Origin of the sequence: Paenibacillus sp. A14, from assembly GCF_036864815.1 — a bacterium.
GTDB lineage: Bacteria > Bacillota > Bacilli > Paenibacillales > Paenibacillaceae > Fontibacillus > Fontibacillus sanfengchensis.
The window spans coordinates 568,314-586,651 of the sequence record NZ_JBAGJD010000001.1 but is presented as its reverse complement, the minus strand read 5'-3'; the positions used below and the strand labels follow the sequence as shown (position 1 = coordinate 586,651).

Annotated in this window: 12 protein-coding genes; all 12 read left to right on the top strand. The window is 51.7% G+C overall.

Features of this window, described 5'->3' with window-relative positions:
• The first annotated feature begins 378 nt into the window (after positions 1–378).
• The 12 genes from adhE to yidD all read left to right on the top strand — a co-directional run bounded on the left by adhE (position 379) and on the right by yidD (position 18,243).
• Positions 379–2,994, top strand: coding sequence for a bifunctional acetaldehyde-CoA/alcohol dehydrogenase (gene adhE / locus V4U88_RS02890; RefSeq protein ID WP_334071719.1), 2,616 nt, complete (start codon positions 379–381; stop codon positions 2,992–2,994).
• A 254-nt stretch (positions 2,995–3,248) separates the two neighbouring features.
• Entirely contained in the window at positions 3,249–5,519 is a 2,271-nt protein-coding gene (gene pflB / locus V4U88_RS02885; protein WP_334071717.1) for a formate C-acetyltransferase, read from the top strand.
• A 68-nt stretch (positions 5,520–5,587) separates the two neighbouring features.
• A complete protein-coding gene (pflA, locus tag V4U88_RS02880) occupies positions 5,588–6,331 on the top strand; it encodes a pyruvate formate-lyase-activating protein (protein WP_334071715.1) in 744 nt (247 codons plus the stop codon).
• A 194-nt stretch (positions 6,332–6,525) separates the two neighbouring features.
• Positions 6,526–7,908, top strand: a complete 1,383-nt coding sequence (locus tag V4U88_RS02875; RefSeq protein ID WP_334071714.1) for an ABC transporter substrate-binding protein — start codon at positions 6,526–6,528, stop codon at positions 7,906–7,908.
• Positions 7,909–8,012: 104 nt separating this feature from the next.
• Positions 8,013–8,897: a carbohydrate ABC transporter permease gene (locus V4U88_RS02870; protein ID WP_334071713.1), complete on the top strand. Its 885-nt coding sequence runs from the start codon at positions 8,013–8,015 to the stop codon at positions 8,895–8,897.
• Positions 8,897–9,724 (top strand): carbohydrate ABC transporter permease, encoded by an 828-nt coding sequence (locus V4U88_RS02865; RefSeq protein WP_334071712.1) that lies wholly within the window; start codon positions 8,897–8,899, stop codon positions 9,722–9,724. The genes V4U88_RS02870 and V4U88_RS02865 overlap by 1 nt, the downstream gene beginning before the upstream one ends.
• A gap of 67 nt (positions 9,725–9,791) precedes the next feature.
• Entirely contained in the window at positions 9,792–11,609 is a 1,818-nt protein-coding gene (locus V4U88_RS02860; protein WP_334071711.1) for a cache domain-containing sensor histidine kinase, read from the top strand.
• Positions 11,606–13,273: a response regulator gene (locus V4U88_RS02855; protein WP_334071710.1), complete on the top strand. Its 1,668-nt coding sequence runs from the start codon at positions 11,606–11,608 to the stop codon at positions 13,271–13,273. The genes V4U88_RS02860 and V4U88_RS02855 overlap by 4 nt, the downstream gene beginning before the upstream one ends.
• A gap of 19 nt (positions 13,274–13,292) precedes the next feature.
• Positions 13,293–14,924 (top strand): beta-N-acetylhexosaminidase, encoded by a 1,632-nt coding sequence (gene nagZ, locus V4U88_RS02850; protein WP_334071709.1) that lies wholly within the window; start codon positions 13,293–13,295, stop codon positions 14,922–14,924.
• Between the two features lie 158 nt (positions 14,925–15,082).
• The gene (locus tag V4U88_RS02845; protein WP_334071708.1) at positions 15,083–17,356 is read left to right on the top strand and encodes a stalk domain-containing protein; all 2,274 of its coding nucleotides are present in this window, start codon (positions 15,083–15,085) and stop codon (positions 17,354–17,356) included.
• 150 nt (positions 17,357–17,506) lie between these two features.
• The gene (locus V4U88_RS02840; RefSeq protein ID WP_334071707.1) at positions 17,507–17,971 is read left to right on the top strand and encodes a Fur family transcriptional regulator; all 465 of its coding nucleotides are present in this window, start codon (positions 17,507–17,509) and stop codon (positions 17,969–17,971) included.
• A gap of 20 nt (positions 17,972–17,991) precedes the next feature.
• Complete coding sequence (gene yidD, locus V4U88_RS02835) at positions 17,992–18,243, top strand: membrane protein insertion efficiency factor YidD (RefSeq protein WP_334071706.1); 252 nt, start codon at positions 17,992–17,994, stop codon at positions 18,241–18,243.
• Positions 18,244–18,338 lie beyond the last annotated feature (95 nt).

The window sequence follows — 18,338 nt, the reverse complement described above, 5'->3', positions numbered from 1 at the left end:
TTTCTTCGTATTTGAGTGGCCTGTAAAGACTGAAAAAGTGTCGAAATTTCAACATTGTGACTATTTTCACTTTTTGAAGTTGATTTATTTCACTAACCATGTGATTCATGATACATTGAAATGCCGGCAACCAAGACGGAGAATAAACCCGTGATGTAAGGAAGATATGAAAACGAATTGTGAAAAAACAAACACCAAGATGAAATAAAAGCAATTGTTTTAAACTACGTGAAAAAATTCACTATACAAACTTAAGCGGATGTGGTATGCTTTAACCATCAAGAGAAGCGCAAGGCTTCACAAGGATAAACCAGAAAGTGAAATTATTCACAATATATAAAAGGTTTATCCATAACCCCACTTAGGAGGATGAGAGAAATGGCCGTTAAGAATGATGCGACGACGAAAGCAGCCCCAGACGCACAGCAGTACACCCAAACTTTGATCGACAAGGCAAAGAAAGCATCCGAAGCGTTCATGAGCATGGATCAAGAGCAAATTGACAAAATCGTACAAGCGATGGCCTTGGCCGGACTCGACAAGCATATGTATCTGGCGAAGATGGCCGTTGAGGAGACCGGACGCGGCGTTTATGAAGACAAGATCATCAAGAACATGTTCGCGACCGAATACATTTACCACAGCATCAAATACGACAAAACGGTAGGTGTTATTGAAGACAACCAATTCGACAGCTTCCAGAAAATCGCCGAACCGGTGGGCATCATCATGGGGATTACTCCGGTAACGAACCCAACGTCCACCACGATTTTCAAATCGTTGATCGCCATCAAGACACGTAACCCGATCATCTTCGGCTTCCATCCATCCGCTCAGAAGTGTAGCGCGGAAGCGGCGAAGATCTTGCTCGAGGCCGCAATCAAGCACGGAGCTCCGGCCGATTGTATTCAATGGATCGAGAACCCTTCGATGGATCGTACGAACGCGTTGATGAATCATCCTGATGTGGCCTGCATCTTGGCTACAGGCGGTTCGGCGATGGTGAAGGCCGCATACAGCTGCGGGAAACCGGCTCTCGGCGTAGGTCCTGGTAACGTGCCTTGCTTCATTGAGAAGAGCGCAAACCTGGATCAAGCGGTGAATGACCTGATTCTGTCGAAAACGTTCGACAATGGCATGATTTGCGCATCCGAGCAAGCGGTTATTATAGAAGAACCGATTTTTGACCAAGTGAAGAAGAAAATGATTGCCAATGGCTGCTATTTCGTAAATAAAGACGAAGCCGCCAAATTGACCGCCGGTGCGATCATCGCCGAGAAGTGTGCGGTCAATCCTAGCATCGTAGGTCAATCGGCCGTTAAAATTGCAGAAATGTGCGGCATCGATGTACCGGCCGGAACCAAAGTTCTCGTAGCCGAAATCGAGGGCGTAGGTCCTAAATTCCCGTTGTCCGCAGAGAAACTGAGCCCGGTACTCGCTTGCTATAAAGTAAAAAACGCCGAGCAAGGGATCGAACGCGCGCTGGAAGTCGTTCAATTCGGCGGCATGGGACACTCGTCGGTCATTCATTCAAATAATGAAGAAATTATTCAGAAGTTCTCCGACCGCATGCCAACCTGCCGGATCCTGGTGAACCAGCCATCATCGCAAGGCGGTATCGGCGACATTTACAATACGAACCTGCCGTCGCTGACGCTGGGCTGCGGATCGTATGGTCGCAACTCGACATCGTCGAACGTAACGGCTGTAAATCTGATCAACGTGAAAAGGGTGAATCATCGTACCGTGAATATGCAATGGTTCAAAGTACCGAGCAAGATTTACTTCGAGAAAAACTCGACCCAATATCTTGCCAAAATGCCGGACATTTCCCGCGTCCTGATCGTAACCGACCCAATGATGGTGAAACTGGGCTATGTGGAAAGAGTGGAACATTACCTGCGTCAACGCCAAACGCCTGTAGCTATCGAAGTATTCTCGGATGTAGAGCCGGATCCATCCACAACGACAGTACAGCGCGGTACCGAACTCATGGAGAAATTCCAGCCGGACTGCATTATCGCTCTCGGTGGCGGCTCGCCAATGGATGCCGCGAAAGGCATGTGGCTGTTCTATGAATATCCGGACACCGATTTCCATAACCTGAAGCAAAAATTTATGGATATCCGCAAACGGATTTACAAATATCCGCGTCTTGGCCAAAAAGCTAAATTCGTAGCGATCCCTACGACTTCGGGTACCGGTTCGGAAGTAACCTCGTTCGCGGTTATCACCGATAAAATCAACGGCAACACCAAATATCCTTTGGCCGACTACGAGCTGACACCGGATGTAGCGATCATCGACCCGGAATTCGTGTACAGCTTGCCGAAAACCGCGGTGGCCGATACAGGGATGGACGTATTGACGCACGCGATTGAAGCTTATGTATCGGTTATGGCTAACGACTATACGGACGGTCTCGCGATCAAAGCGGTTCAACTGGTGTTCCAATACCTTGAGAAATCGGCTTTGACCGGCGATAAACTGGCTCGCGAGAAAATGCACAACGCTTCGACGCTGGCAGGTATGGCCTTCGCGAATGCGTTCCTTGGGATCAACCACAGCTTGGCTCATAAATGGGGCGGACAGTACCACACCGCACATGGCCGGACCAATGCGATCCTGATGCCGCATGTCATCCGCTACAATGCCAAGAAACCTACCAAATTCGCGGCATGGCCGAAATATACCAACTTCGTTGCCGACGAACGCTATGCAGAAATCGCCCGCATTCTGGGATTGCCGGCCCGCACAACGGAAGAAGGCGTGAAGAGCTTGATCAAAGCCATTCGCGATCTGAACAGAAAACTGGGCATTCCGGAAACTTTCCAAGAGCTTGGCTTCGATCCGAAAGACTTCGAATCGCGCGTTGACTATTTGGCGGATCGCGCTTTCGAAGACCAATGTACTACGGCCAATCCGAAGCTTCCGCTCGTTAGCGAACTTGCCGAAGTATACCGCGATGCTTTCTATGGAAGATTTGAAGAATAAGTGAACAATGGGCTGTGAAAACGTGACAAATATCACTTGATGTGATATTTGTCACAATCTTTCTATAGGGATTGTTATATCATAAAAATATAAATGATCCCTAGTACGTTGGTAAGTTCAGAGGAGATCATCAACAACGGATCAAGGACTTATCGGTGTCTAAAATGTGAAAATTATCACAAATTTTAGGGATCATGAGGCGCGGCATTATCCTTCAACGCCGCGTACTTCAAATATATATGGAGGGATTACAGATGTCGGTGATTGAGAGAGAAGTACAAAACACGCAAGAAGTTCAAACGGCTTGGAGAGGCTTTAAGAAAGGCAAATGGATGAAGGAAGTGAATACACGCGACTTCATCGACACGAATATTAAACCTTATGAAGGAGATGAGTCCTTCCTGAAAGGCGCCACAGCCAATACAAAGGCGCTGTGGGATATTATTTCCGATTTGTCCAAGAAAGAAAGAGAAGCGGGCGGCGTTCTTGATGTTGATGTTCATAAACCATCGACGATCATCTCCCACGCACCCGGCTATCTGGACAAAGAGAAGGAACAAATCGTAGGCGTACAGGGGGATGCTCCTTTCCAACGCACGATTCATCCTTTTGGCGGTATTAACATGGTAATCAATTCTTGCAAGGCATATGGTTTCGACCTGCCTGGCGAGATTGTAGATATGTTCACCTCAATTCGCAAAACACATAACCAAGGTGTATTTGATGCTTATACATCCGATATGAGAGCTGCCCGTAAAGCGGGGATTATTACCGGGCTTCCGGATGCTTACGGCCGCGGCCGGATCATTGGGGACTACCGCCGTGTTGCCCTTTACGGGATTAACTTCTTGATTAAACAAAAACAAAAAGAACTGAAGGATCTCGAGGTCGACGTGATTGATGAAGACGTAATTCGTCTTCGCGAGGAACTGTCCGAGCAAATCCGCGCTTTGGGTGAATTGAAACAACTTGGCGAAATGTACGGCTTCGATATTTCCAGACCGGCGGAAAATGCGAAGGAAGCCTTCCAATGGTTGTACTTCGGATACTTGGCAGCTGTCAAAGAACAAGACGGCGCCGCGATGTCCCTGGGCCGTGTATCTTCTTTCCTTGATGCTTATATTGAACGCGACCTGGCCGAAGGCACACTTACCGAGGAAACTGCACAAGAGCTAGTCGACCATTTCGTAATGAAGCTTCGGATCGTTAAATTCCTCCGTACTCCGGAATACAATGAGCTGTTCAGTGGTGACCCAACCTGGGTAACCGAATCGATCGGCGGGACAGCAGTAAACGGTACGACAAGAGTAACCAAGAACAGCTTCCGTTTCCTGCATACATTGTACAATCTGGGACCTGCGCCAGAACCAAACTTGACGGTTCTTTGGTCCGAGAAGCTGCCTGAAGGCTTTAAGAAATATTGCGCCAAGGTTTCTATCGAAACCAGCTCGATCCAGTATGAAAACGATGATTTGATGCGCCCGATCTACGGTGACGATTATGGCATCGCCTGCTGCGTATCCGCAATGGAAATCGGGAAACAAATGCAGTTCTTCGGTGCCCGCGCCAACTTGGCAAAAGCGTTGCTGTACGCCATCAATGGCGGTAAAGACGAGAAATCCGGAGCACAAGTTGCCCCTGAATTCCCGGCCATCACTTCCGAATATCTGGAATACGATGAAGTCATGAAACGCTTCAAACCGATGATGGAATGGCTTGCGAAGCTCTATGTAAATACGCTTAACGTCATTCACTACATGCATGACAAATACTGCTATGAACGCATTGAAATGGCACTGCATGACCGCGATATTCTTCGTACGATGGCTTGCGGTATCGCCGGGCTGTCGGTAGCGGCCGACTCGCTTAGCGCAATTAAATACGCCAAAGTAAAACCGATCCGCAACGAACAAGGCGTTGCCGTTGACTTTGCAATCGAAGGCGACTTCCCTTGCTACGGCAACAACGACGACCGCGTGGACCAAATCGCCGTCGGCCTTGTAGAATCGTTTATGGGTATGATTCGCAAACATAAAACTTACCGTAATGCGATGCCGACACAATCGGTCTTGACGATTACCTCGAACGTAGTTTACGGTAAGAAAACAGGCTCCACGCCGGACGGACGCAAAGCGGGAGAACCTTTTGCACCGGGGGCCAACCCGATGCACGGCCGGGATAAGAAGGGCGCGCTTGCCTCGCTCAGCTCCGTAGCCAAACTTCCGTACGAACACAGCTTGGATGGGATTTCCAACACCTTCTCGATCGTGCCTAAGGCGCTGGGTAAGGAGTCGGATGGCCGCAAGTCCAATCTGGTATCGATGATGGACGGTTATTTCGGCAGCAAGGCTCACCACTTGAACGTAAACGTGTTTGACCGTGAACAGCTCATGGACGCTATGGAGCATCCTGAGAACTATCCGCAATTGACGATCCGCGTTTCGGGTTATGCTGTAAACTTCATTAAGTTGACCCGTGAGCAACAACTCGATGTTATCAACCGGACGTTCCACGGTTCCATGTAAGCAGAGGAATATAGTAGAGATAGCAGCTTGGACAAACGGCAGCTTAAACCTAGAAGGAGTGACGAAATATGCTTAAAGGTCGTATACATTCATTGGAAACTTTCGGAACGGTGGATGGCCCGGGTATTCGTTTCGTCCTCTTCATGCAGGGCTGCCTGCTGAAATGTCAGTATTGTCATAACCCGGATACCTGGAGCCTGACGGACGGGAAGGAGATGAGCGTAGAAGAGGTTTTGGCCGAAATCGAGCCTTACCTGCCTTACTACCGTTCATCAGGCGGCGGGTTGACGGTATCCGGCGGAGAGGCTACTCTGCAAGCCGCCTTCGTAACCGAGCTATTCCGTGAATGTAAGAAGCGTTGGAATCTCCATACGACGCTGGATACCAACGGTTACAACGAAGGCGATAAGATTCGCGACCTTCTGGATGTTACGGATCTTGTCCTCCTGGATTTGAAGCATATTGACAACGAGAAGCATATCAAGCTTACCGGCAAGCCAAACGATCGGATGCTGAGAATGGCAGAGTGGTTGTCGGAGCATAACCGCAAAATGTGGATCCGCCATGTCTTCGTTCCAGGCATCCATGATGATGAGCAGGATTTGCTGAACCTCGGCCGCTTTATCGGTGGATTGCAGGGAGTTGAGAAGTTTGAAATACTCCCGTATCACCAGATGGGGATCTACAAATGGCAGGAGCTTGGCTGGGATTATCCGCTGGATGGAGTTCCTTCGCCGACATCGGAGGAGATCGAGCGGGCAGATCGGCTGATTGAAGAGGGTCGGAAGCAAGTAGCCGCTGCGAAATCGTGAATTCGCAGCGCAACGAACAGAATAATTGAATATGGTTATTAACGATGAAACGGTTGAACTTAGGTTCAGCCGTTTTCTTTTTTCGTTAGATGATTTTATCCCCTGAGTAGAAAAATGTCCTCCTTACCAACAAAGAATGCGCTTTCTATAATAAAGGTGTAGCAAAACCAGATCATGAGGAGGGTCACAGAAAGATGAAAAAGAGCTTCGTTATGCTGTTAAGTTTATTTCTTTTGACCTCGATGCTGCTGGCCGGTTGCGGAAAAGCCGCAAATGAGGGAGCTTCAGGAACGAACGGGGAGCAGCCTGCGGCCAATAACAAAGGGGCGGAACCGCAAGCCAGCTCGGAACCGTTTGAGATTACGATCCGTCATACCCAGGTGGGAGAATCCAAAAAATTCCGGCTGGCTTTGCTGGAGGATGTGGTCAAAAAGACGCAAGAAGCGGTTCCGGGACTCACGATTAAGCTGGATGCCGTAGATTCCGAGGTGAATCGGAAGGAGAAGTTGAGAGGCGAAATGGCCGCAGGAAAACCGCCGGAAATCTTCGACGTCTTCGGCAGTCCGGATGCCGCCCTTTACGCTAAAGAAGGCTTGATGCTGGATCTGACGCCAATTCTGGAGGAACTCGGCCTCAAAGATAAATTCACAACCTTGGCCCCGTTCACGCATGACGGAAAAATTTATGGGCTGCCGATCGGTGGATCGATTGAAGGATTTTTCTATAACAAAGCGTATTTTGAGCAAAAAGGACTGAAAGTACCAACCACGCTGGATGAACTGGAAAAGCTGGCGGAGACGATCAAGGCGGACGGCAAAATTCCATTTGCTCAATCCTCCAAGGATGCTTGGATTCCGCTAATGACGACCAACAACTTGTGGTCTTACTATGGAGGGCCGGAAATTACTTACGGCTTCAAAACGGGCGAAACGAAATGGACGGATGAAAATATGGTCAAGGCCGTAGCCAAACACCAGGAGTGGGTGCAGAAAGGTTTTTACAAGAAAGGCGAGCTCGGTTTTGAATATGCGGATATGCGGAATCAGATCATTACGGGCGAAGCGATCATGATGATGGATGGCTCCTGGGCCAATTCGGTGTTCCGGGATCCCGCGCAGGCGGGCGATATGGTCGGCAAAATCGGATTCTTCAACATGCCGCCAATGAAAGCAGGAGACCCGGTCGTGGTGATGCAGGACGCGAACAACGGTTACGGCTTCTCCAGCAAGGTTGCGGAAGATCCGCGGAAGCTGCAGGCCGTCAAAGAGTTTATCAAAAACATGTGGACGGAGGAAATGCAACTTCGCGGGCTGAAGGAAGACGGCGTGCTGCCGGCCATGAAAATGGATCTGGAACAAATGAAGACCACTTCGGACGATCCGCTTATGCAGGATATTTTCAAGGCGGTGAGTGAGATCGGAACCTCGTTCCCGGCTTTTGACGCGCTTGTGCAAGCGGAGGTCAATACGGCGCTCAGCTTGGGAATCCAGCAAATCATCGGCGGTGAAATCGAACCGGCTAAAATGCTGGAAAATATCCAGGCGGCCCAGGATGCGGCAAACGCGGCCGAGCAGTAATAAGGCCCGCCAAAAGCGACTGACGTAGATGAAGGGCGCCTCCCGCCTCGATTAGGGGGCGCTCTTTTTTCATAAAATTTTAGGCATCCGCCACGGAGGTTACTATGAATAAAGCGCTAAGAAATCCGCTGATCTATGTATTGTTTGTGCTTCCGGCATTCGTGCTGTTTCTCGCCTTCTTTATCTATCCGATTTTGGGTGCGATCAACAACAGCTTCACGAGCTGGAACGGGATTTCCAAGAATGTCACTTACATCGGCTTTGAGAACTATTATACCGCCTTTCAAGATGTGGCCTTTTGGAAATCGGTACGAAATAATGTTTATTTCATATTGTTCTCCTGTTTGATCCAAGTTCCATTGATTATTCTCTTCTCCCTGCTGATTGCCAATGTGAAACGCCTAAAAGGCTTGTACAAAACGGCGGTGTTCATGCCGTCCATCATGTCCACGGCCGTTATCGGCATATTGTGGGGCTTCATTTACAATCCCGATTTCGGGCTGGCTAATGAAGTTTTAAGCGCGTTCGGCATCCCGCAGGTTTACTGGCTGTCGGATAAGAATTGGGCGATGCTGTCCATTTTGATTACGAATGCTTGGCAATGGACCGGGTTTTATATTGTGATGGTTTTGGCCGCCATCATTTCCATTCCCAAGGAGCTGGAAGAAGCGGCGGCGATCGATGGGGCCACAGGGTTTCAGCGGGCCACCCGGATTACGATTCCGCTCGTGATGCCGATCATTTCCGTCGTCATCATGCTGTCCATGGCCGGGGCCATGAAGGCGGCCGATATCGTGCTGGTCATGACCAAGGGGGGGCCCGCCGGTTCGACGGATGTCATGGCCACTTACATGATTCGCTATGCCATTACGAGCTTCAGGCATGGTTACGGTAATTCGATCGCCGTGCTGATCTTTATTTTCACGATCGTCCTAACCGCGCTTTATCAACTGGTGGTGGCAAGACGGACAGAAAGGATTGAATACTGATGAGAGCATTTAAAAAAATCGTTCCGCATATTTTTCTGATGGGTTATTTGCTTATCATCCTGTATCCGTTCCTGTTCGTCCTGTTTTCTTCCGTAAAAACGAACAACCAGGATATCGCGACGAATCCGTTCGGTTTGCCGGGTTCGGTGACTTTTGATAACTATGTTAATGCTTGGGTTAACGCCAAGATCAACACTTACTTTTTCAACAGTTTATATATCGGTGTTGTTTCCGCCTGTTTATCTATCCTGTTCGCGGCCATGTTGGCTTTTGCCGTAACCCGGATGCGCTACAACCGGGTCAGCGCCGCCTTGTTTCAACTGATTTTGCTCGGGATGCTCATCCCGAACAATTCGCTCCTGCTGCCGATCTACGGCGTCATGCGAAACTTGAACATCCTTGATACGCATATGGCTTTGATCCTGCCGTATATCGCCAATGCCATTCCGTTCTCGGTCATTATTCTGGCGGCATTCATGCGCTCGCTGCCCGGAGAGATCGAGGAGGCGGCCGTGATCGACGGGCTGGGCTCGGCCGGACTCTTCGCCAAGGTTGTTATCCCGCTCACCGTACCCGCGATCGTCACGGTTTTTATCATCAATTTCCTCGGGAACTGGAACGAGTTTTTGCTCGCCAACTATTTCTTGTCGAGCGACGAGCTCCGGACGCTGCCTGTCGGAATGGTGGGTTTCCGGGACGCCTACAATACGAACTATGCCCAGATGTCCGCCGGCATCGTGTTCAGCGTGCTGCCGGTCATGATCATCTATGCCATTCTCCAGGAGAAAATCATAGAAGGAGTTACGGCCGGGAGTGTCAAAGGTTAATAGAGCGCTTTTTAGAGACGGGAAGAACTCATGAATTGCGCACTTCATTATCGGGAGCGGAGCGCCAATGAATCTGCGCATCAAACTGTTTACGGCGTTTCTCGGTCTGGTTATTATACCTTTGTTTATCCTCGGTATCATCACCTTTATTGTGACGTTCCGGTCGATCGAGACGAAATACAGTCAGCAGGCCGAATACTCGCTGAAGGCGATCGGTTACAGCATTACGAATGTGTTTCATGAGATGGATAATGTGACGGATAACGGGATCGCCAAGGGAGTTTTTCAGGAAGCGTTGAACTCGCGGGACCCGGACGCCCAGGATTTGACGGCAGCCGACCAACTGGAGCTGAACGCCAACCAGCGTAATTTCCGTTCGCTGCTGTACAATCATCCGGCCATTGACTATGCATTTTTGTACAAAGTCCAAAGCGACCGGGAATCGCAGGTCATTACGATTTTTAATAAGGAAAATTTCGAGACTCTGCCCTATGAGGAATTCAAAGAGCATACCCTTTACCGGGAGGTCGTGGACTTGAACGGGGTGCCGCGATGGATCGCGCCGCTGGAGTACCCCGAACTTACCGGAACGGACAGCGTGTTTACGCAGATCCGGCTGATTAAAGACCTGGAGAGCTTTAAGCGGGTAGGGGTATTGTTCGTCCAGATCAAAAGCTGGGAGTTTGAAAAAATATTTCAAAGCATGACCCTCGGCAGCAAGCTGCGGGATACGCGCTTTTATCTGGTCAACGATAAAGGGCAGGTGCTGTACGATTATCCCTCCGAGCTGACGGGGCAGGTGCTGGATAAGGATCTCCGGGAAAGGCTTGTCGGCGCTCGGGACGCCTTCAGTTACCGCGGCAAATTCAACGGAGAAGAGAGCGTTATCTCCATACATCGATTAAAGGATTATCCGTGGAAGGTGGTATCCGTGACCTCCTGGCGTTATTTGTCCCAGGAAGTGATGACTTTTGCCAAATGGTTTGTGGCGATTATTCTCGTTTGCGTCCTGACGGCAATGCTGTTCAATGTGCTGTTTGTGAACCGGATTACGGGAACGATCGGCGTGATCGTGCGCTTTATGAGAAAAGTCGAGGACGGGGACCTGAACGCCAGGGTGGACGAAAAGGGGGATGATGAGCTGTTGCTGCTGCAGCAAGGCTTTAACAGCCAAATGGACAAAATCAACGCATTGTTCGAACAGGTCAAAAAGGAGCAGCATCAAAAAGCGAATGCCGAGCTTCGGGTGCTGCAGGCGCAAATTAAGCCGCATTTTCTGTTTAATACGCTGGAATCCATCAATGTGCTCGCGGTTCAAAACGAGGGCCGCAAAGTAAGCGAGATGGTGCTGCGTCTTGCCCGGATTTTACGGATCAGCATTCAGGACAAAGAAGAGATTCCGCTTCGCGAGGAAATCGAACATATGCGGAGCTATCTCGAGATTCAGAAGTTCAGATTTGAGGACCTGTTCGAATATCGGATCGACATCCCCCCTGAGCTTATGGACTGTATGGTGCTAAAGCTGACGCTTCAGCCGCTGGTGGAAAATAGTATTCAACACGGTTTTGAAGGGATTTCGTACAAAGGGGTCCTGCGGGTGTCCGGGCACTCCGAAGGGGAGCGTCTTATCCTGCGGATTGAGGATAACGGCATCGGAATAAGCCGGGAGCAGTTGTCGCTCATCCACTATGCGGATACCGGTAATCAGCCGGAGGCCAAGAGCGGAACAGATCAAGAGCGAAGAGGGCTTGGGTTGCGCAGCGTTTATGACCGTTTGCGGTTTCAATACGGAAGCAGATACGGCCTGTTTATTTGTTCGCATCCCGGTAGCGGTACGATCATCCAATGTGTTATCCCGAAATCCGAATGGGGGGAGTCGAGATGAAGCTGAAGGTTTTGCTGGTGGATGATGAGCCGCCGATTCTGAATAACTTAGCGAAAGTGATTCCCTGGGAAGCTTTGCATTTCGAAGTGATCGGTTTGGCCAGGGAAGGGAACCAGGCTTTGGAAGCAGCCCTCTTGCACGGGCCCGATTTGATTTTGAGCGATATCCGGATGCCGGTGATGGATGGGCTGACCTTAATCCGGAAAGTCCGGGAACATGGTTTGGATAGCGAAATTTTGCTGCTGACCGGGTACCAGGAGTTTGAGTATGCCCGGACCGGCATTAAGTACGGAGTCCGCGATTATATTTGCAAGCCGATCGATTATTACGCCCTTGAGGAAACGGTGCGGCGGCTGGCGGGTCAGATTGCGGACAAAAGAAACAGGCAATTCCGGCAGCGGCATTTAAACCGGATGGCCCACTGGTTGAGCGAAAAATACCTCCTTTATTCGCTGCTGGGACAGGTAACGGAGGAAGACCGGGGGTGGTGGGACGAGGAGGAGGAACGGGAGACCGAACGAACTGAGGGGAGCGCCGGCCGGAACGGGGAAGCCATCCTAACTCCGAAGCCCAATCATTACAGCCTGCTGCTGCTGGAGGCGGAAGGGTATGCCGGAAGGTCCTTATCCTGGTCTTTCACCGAACGAAAAAGTTGGAATTTACAAATCAAACAGCAGTTAAAGGATTTGTTCCAGCCTTTATTGAGGGAGTATATCATTACCCAGTTGAGGGAAGGAGAATGGTGTCTCCTCTATCCCGTGGGTACGGAAGAGGATTTATCAAAGGAACGATTTCGGCCTTTTTATGAGCGGTTGCAAGCGTGGGTAAGGGGGGAGAAGGGAGGAATGGCGATCCGCATGTGTCTCGAAGCGGGTTGCCTGGCAAGGTCGGACCTGCACTCCGCCTATCAGCGCCTACAGCGATTGTTGCTCTCGGGGCCGGCGGAGGAATGGTTTTTGCGGGCGGATGACCTGCCTTCACAGGAGGCCGGGCTTCCCGCGGAAGAAGAGGAAGCCGGCCGTTGGGTCTATATCGAAGAGCTCGGGAGCGCGCTCCGTCATGGCCCCCCGGATGCATTAAACCGAATCGCCGACGGTCTTACCCAGTATGCGGAGCGCATGGCCGGAACACAGCGGACGGGCGAAGCCGAACGAATGCTGAATTATGTGCTGATCCATCTGATGCGCGAGCTGCGTGAACTGCGGGTGCTGACAGGGGAGGATGAGGCCGTCGTTTGGGGACGGCTGCAGGAATCCCTCGGCTTAAAAGATCTGCTCGCGTTGGCCAAATCGCTGCTGAATCGAGCCTTGACATGTCACGTCGGCAGGAAATCGGCAGAGATGCTGATGCACTCGGCGCAGAGCTACATCCGCGATCATTTGGCCGATGATTTCGGGATCGAGGAGATCGCCGATTTTCTCGGAATCAGCTGCAGCTATTTTTGTCTGCTCTTCAAAAACCATTTCGGCGAAACCTTTGTGGAATATTTAACTCGGCAGCGGATGGAAATGGCTAAGGATTTGCTAAGCGGCAGCGACAAAACGATCGCGCAAATCTGCTTGGCCGTCGGTTACCAGGAGCGCCGTTACTTTTCCAAAGTCTTTCAGAAATATACCGGCATGACGCCCTCGGATTTTCGAATGCAGCAATCGCGCGTAACTTAAAGAAAGTGGGTGAAAAAGTATGGATCTGTCCTTACTAACCTTGGACCAAAAAATCGGCCAGCTCTTCATATGCGGGTTTCACAGCCTGGAAGCCGATGAACAAATTCGCAAGCTGGTCAAGGATTACCATGTCGGAGGTACTGTATACTTCCGCCGGAATGTGGAATCCGTTCCCCAACTGGCGGCCTTGTCCGCCGATTTGCAGCGGCTTCCGCGCAGCCTGCCGGACATTCCGCTGTTCATTTCCATCGACCAGGAGGGCGGCATGGTATCCCGCCTGGACCATGAAGGGATGAGCCGGATCCCCGGAAACATGACGCTGGGAGCGGCCGGAGATGTCGGTCTGACGCAGCGCACGGCCGAGCTGGCGGCCAAAGAAATGATCGCTCTGGGCATCAACTTCAACTTCGCCCCCTGCATCGACGTGAACAACAATCCGGCCAATCCGGTCATCGGGGTCCGTTCCTTCGGGGAGGACCCGGACAAGGTGGCGGAGCATGGGGCAGCGGCGATCCGCGGATACCAGCAAACCGGCGTGATCGCGGCGGCGAAGCATTTTCCCGGCCACGGCGACACGACCGTCGATTCCCACCGCGGGCTGGCGGTGGTGCCCCACGATAAGCAGCGCCTGCACCGGATCGAGCTCGTTCCGTTCGTGAAGGCGATCGGGGCCGGCGTCGATGCGATTATGACCGCGCATGTGGCGTTTCCGGCCTTTGAGCCGGAGGGTACGCCGGCCACGCTCTCCGGGCGCGTGTTGACCGATCTGCTCCGCGGAGAGCTCGGTTTTGAAGGCGTGATTGTCACCGACTGCCTGGAAATGCACGCGATCTCCAAATCCTGCGGCATCGCCGAGGGGGCGGTGCGGGCCATCGAGGCCGGGGCGGATTTGGTACTCGTCAGCCATACGCTCGGAGATCAGATCGCGGCGATCCGGGCGGTTCGGGAGGCAGTGGCTGTCGGCCGACTCAGCGAAGAAGTGATCAACCGGTCGGCGGGACGTGTACTTGCTTTAAAGGAGAAGCGGATCGGGAAGTTACCGCCGGCTCCAGAGAAGAAAACTTCGGTTCCCGTGCCTTTAACGCCGCAGGCAGAGAGCGGCGCGCTCCTGACCAGGGTCGCCGAAAGCAGCGTAACCCTGGTCAAGGATACCGGGAACCTGCCTTTCGATCCGGCGGAGGGCATGCTTGTCGTGTGGCCCGAGCTCCGTCACCGGACGGAAGTGGATGAACCCGCGGTTCACCGCTATACGCTGGCCGATGCCCTCAGGCGGCACGGGGAGCGGGTCTCCTTGTCCGTGATCGGTACGCACCCGACGGAGCGGGAGATTGAAGATGTGCTCAAGCAAAGCCGGGATTTTTCGCAAATCGTGGTCGTCACTTATACGGCGGAAGGAGAAATTCCGGAAGGCCAAGCGCGGCTGGTTCAGGACTTAAACCTGCTTTATGGCTCGCGGTTCGTCGTGGTTTCCAGCCGGAATCCCTATGACTTGCAGTATTTTCCGGAGGTGGGCACTTATCTTTGCCTATACGAAAACCGTTCCTTTGCGCTGGATGCCTTAGCCAACGTACTCACCGGAACAACCGCTCCCCGCGGTTCGCTTCCGGTAAGCCTGGACTCCCGATACCGCGCCGGGTTCCGGTTGCCATAATCAAAATCAAGCCAAGCGGCGGATCCAACCCGTTTAATGGATCGCGCCGCTTTTTTTACATTGCTGTAATATTTACAGAAACTTTTTACGGGAAGGCGCGTTTAATAGTATGTGTGATTTTGAGAGAGTCAAATATGGGAGTAGAGAAGGAGTCTAGCATGAATTTCAAACGATTGGTCATTACTACGATTTTAGCGCTTTCGCAGGTTGCGATGGTACTTCCTGCCAGTGCTGAAGAAGCAGCCACACCTCCCGCTTCGAACGGAGCGAACGCAACAAGTCAAAACCAGATCACTAGTGGAAATGGGGATACGTCGAACCAGACGGCTGATCCGAACGCTACCCAAGGGAATGGGCAGACGGGGGATCAGACTTCGGAAGATAAACAGGGGAACAACGCTCCGGCCGGTACCGGTGCGGAAGGCAACGGAGAGGGAGCGGATGGCACGGTAAGTGAAGATCCCGCAACGCAGGTTCCGGCCAACCAGGGTACGACAAACCAGGTTCCGGGAACTACGGAGGAACCGCCTGTTTTTAACTCTACGTCGAGCAATACCACCGGCTCCGGCCAGTTGGTACTGATGATGAATAGCAAGAAGATGTACCAGAACGGCAAGGAATACCTTGCGGGCTATCCGATGGAGGTCAAGGCTGGCGTTTCCTACGTTTCGATCCGGGCGATCGTGGAACGCGCGGGCTTGAAGATCGCCTACGACGGCAAAACCAAGGAAACGGTGATCACGCGCGGCACTGACGAGCTCCGCTTTAAAGTAAACAGCGCCAGTTATAAGGTGAACGGCGTTGCGACCGCCATGAAAGGCAAATCCTACTCCGTCAAAAATAATTTTATGGTACCATTGACGGCGATCACCAAGGCTTTGAACATCAAGTACGAGGTGGATCTGAAAGGAAAACGCGTCATTCTGAATCTTGAGACGAAACCGAAGGCTTCCTTCTCGATCGGAAACAAAGAAGTTATTGCGGGCGAAACGTTCGTTCAGTACGTGACGGAATCCTCCTCGCCGATCGGACTTCCGATCGTCAATGAAGAGTGGCAGGGCCGCGAGGAAGTGTTCAATTCGCCGGGAATGTACGTCGTTACTTACCGGGTGCAGGATTCCAGCGGACAGTGGAGCGATCCGTTCTCGCTGACAATTGAAGTCAGAAAGCCGCATACGCCTCCGGTGGCGAATTTTACGACCGACAAAGATACGTATAAAATGGGTGAGTTCATTACGTACACGGACTTGAGTACCGACGAGGTCGGAATCAAGAGCCAGGACTGGGAAAATCGGGAGTACGCTTTCTTTTCGCCGGGCCCCGTGACGATCAAGTTGACGGTTACCAATGAGTTCGGTTTGACTTCAAGCGTTGAAAAAACGATCACCATTACGAATGAGACGTTGTACACCCGGGACGAATTCAACAAGCTCTTTATTCCGGTCGGCGAGAAATACGGCTTCGACGGAACCGATGTTCCGTCTTGGGAAAAAGCAAACTATCAGTTCACTTCGGAACCGACGACGTTAATCCGCAGCAACAGCCCTGAAACGGTGTATTCCGAAGGGATTTTGTACCGCGAATCGACCGTGGGGGCTACCCGGTTTATGGTTCACCATGTGAACGCGACCGGGAAGAGCGTGAAGATGTATATCATCGCCTCCAACAACAATGCCGAGGCGGTGCGGTTGACTCAGACCAATCTCGGATTTGCCGGACCGAATCAATCCGCGGTGGGCGTCGGTAAAGCGTCGGTACAGCGGTATTACGAGTCGATGCAAAACGGCAGCAAATATAAGGAAATGTGGATTGCTCCGGGGGAGAAAAAGCTGGTGATGACCGAGCTGAACGCGGGAGCCATGAAGCAGGGCGATGTTATTTCCCTACTGGCCGACCTGTACAGCGATAACACGCTGCAATACGATGTGATCATGATCGGGGCGGACAAGGATCCGTTAACCACGCTTCCTTGGTTGAGCCTCCTGGACCGGGATAAGCACAACCGCGGTACGTTCCCTGAAGCGACACGACATATCGAATACGGTGAATTGATCGGCACGAAACCGACCCGCCTTTTGATCGGCGACAACTCCAGCGATCCGTTCCTGGTCGGTTACGATACGCCGAGAAATGGCGAGTACACCCTCAACGCCGGAAACTTCGGTGTACTGTACACGATCAAGCTTCATCGCGTTGCTCCGAACACGCTGATTACATTTAATCCGCGCGGCGGATTCTATACCGGCTATATCATGGTCAACGGAGAAATCGTGCCGATGGCCAAAGAAAGCGGCATTAACGCACCGAACGAGAACAGCGTTGTGTTCCGGTCGGGGGACACCGAGCAAACCGTGGAATTCCTGTTTACGGCCGCTCCGGGCAGTAACTTGTCCGTGAACCTGCTGTTCCAGCCGCTCCCGGCGAAGAAATAGCCTTAATTGCTTATGGCGCGGGTGCGCAGAAGGGCTCTACCCTCTGCGGCCCGCGCTTTTTAATATTGGCCTTGTTTCATTGACGAGGGGCCCTCATTTGCGGCATTATTATAGAAGTGACGCATGAAGGAAAGACGGGAGGAATGTCGCATGCTGTCAACGGAAGAGATTATTTCGGTCATGTCCGCGCAAGGACTGAGAATAACGGATCAGCGAAGAAGTCTCGCGAAGCTGTTTGCCGAAAATGACGGTTATTTAACGCCGAAGGATGTTTATGAATATATGAGCAGCAAGTATAGCGGACTTAGTTTTGATACCGTGTACCGCAATTTACGGGTCATGGAGGAGCTGGGGGCGATCGAGCAGATCGTGTTTGAAGACGGTTTGAAATTCCGGGCGAGCTGCAGCAGCGAAGGTCATCATCATCACCACATGATCTGCTTACAATGCCAAAAAACGTACCCGATCCATTTTTGTCCGATGCCGCTGACCGATGCGCCCGAAGCCTTCCAGGTAGTGAAGCACAAATTCGAGGTGTTCGGATACTGTAAAAATTGCCAGCGGGAAGGTTCGCCGGGAGGCGAGGCGGCCGGTAAGCCGGCCAAGCAAGGTTGAGAAGGAAGAGGAAGGTTCCTATGGGGATTACCAGAAAGGCATTTCAAGGTCCGATTGTTTTTTACCGGAAATTTATTTCTCCGCTGAAGCCGCCGACCTGCCGTTTCTATCCGACCTGCTCCGCCTATGCTTTGGAGGCGATCGAGGTTCATGGGCCGCTCAAAGGTTCGTGGCTCGCGGCCAAGCGCATCGCCAAGTGCCACCCCTTTCATCCGGGCGGCCTCGATCCGGTTCCCCCGCGAAAGAAGGGCAAGCCGGGAGATGTCGGATGATTCGGCTCCCGGTTGAGACCGAGAGGAAACGGGCTTGACCCCTATCCAGATGTTCATATCGGCAGAATGCGGGGGCGGCTTGACAGGGGGACGTT

Excerpts from the sequence above, each read along its gene's own strand:
- nagZ (WP_334071709.1), top strand. The coding sequence starts at position 13,293 with ATGGATCTGTCCTTACTAACCTTGGACCAAAAAATCGGCCAGCTCTTC.
- V4U88_RS02860 (WP_334071711.1), top strand. The coding sequence starts at position 9,792 with ATGAATCTGCGCATCAAACTGTTTACGGCGTTTCTCGGTCTGGTTATT.
- V4U88_RS02875 (WP_334071714.1), top strand. The coding sequence starts at position 6,526 with ATGAAAAAGAGCTTCGTTATGCTGTTAAGTTTATTTCTTTTGACCTCG.
- V4U88_RS02845 (WP_334071708.1), top strand. The coding sequence starts at position 15,083 with ATGAATTTCAAACGATTGGTCATTACTACGATTTTAGCGCTTTCGCAG.
- V4U88_RS02865 (WP_334071712.1), top strand. The coding sequence starts at position 8,897 with ATGAGAGCATTTAAAAAAATCGTTCCGCATATTTTTCTGATGGGTTAT.
- V4U88_RS02840 (WP_334071707.1), top strand. The coding sequence starts at position 17,507 with ATGCTGTCAACGGAAGAGATTATTTCGGTCATGTCCGCGCAAGGACTG.
- adhE (WP_334071719.1), top strand. The coding sequence starts at position 379 with ATGGCCGTTAAGAATGATGCGACGACGAAAGCAGCCCCAGACGCACAG.
- V4U88_RS02855 (WP_334071710.1), top strand. The coding sequence starts at position 11,606 with ATGAAGCTGAAGGTTTTGCTGGTGGATGATGAGCCGCCGATTCTGAAT.
- yidD (WP_334071706.1), top strand. The coding sequence starts at position 17,992 with ATGGGGATTACCAGAAAGGCATTTCAAGGTCCGATTGTTTTTTACCGG.
- pflA (WP_334071715.1), top strand. The coding sequence starts at position 5,588 with ATGCTTAAAGGTCGTATACATTCATTGGAAACTTTCGGAACGGTGGAT.
- V4U88_RS02870 (WP_334071713.1), top strand. The coding sequence starts at position 8,013 with ATGAATAAAGCGCTAAGAAATCCGCTGATCTATGTATTGTTTGTGCTT.
- pflB (WP_334071717.1), top strand. The coding sequence starts at position 3,249 with ATGTCGGTGATTGAGAGAGAAGTACAAAACACGCAAGAAGTTCAAACG.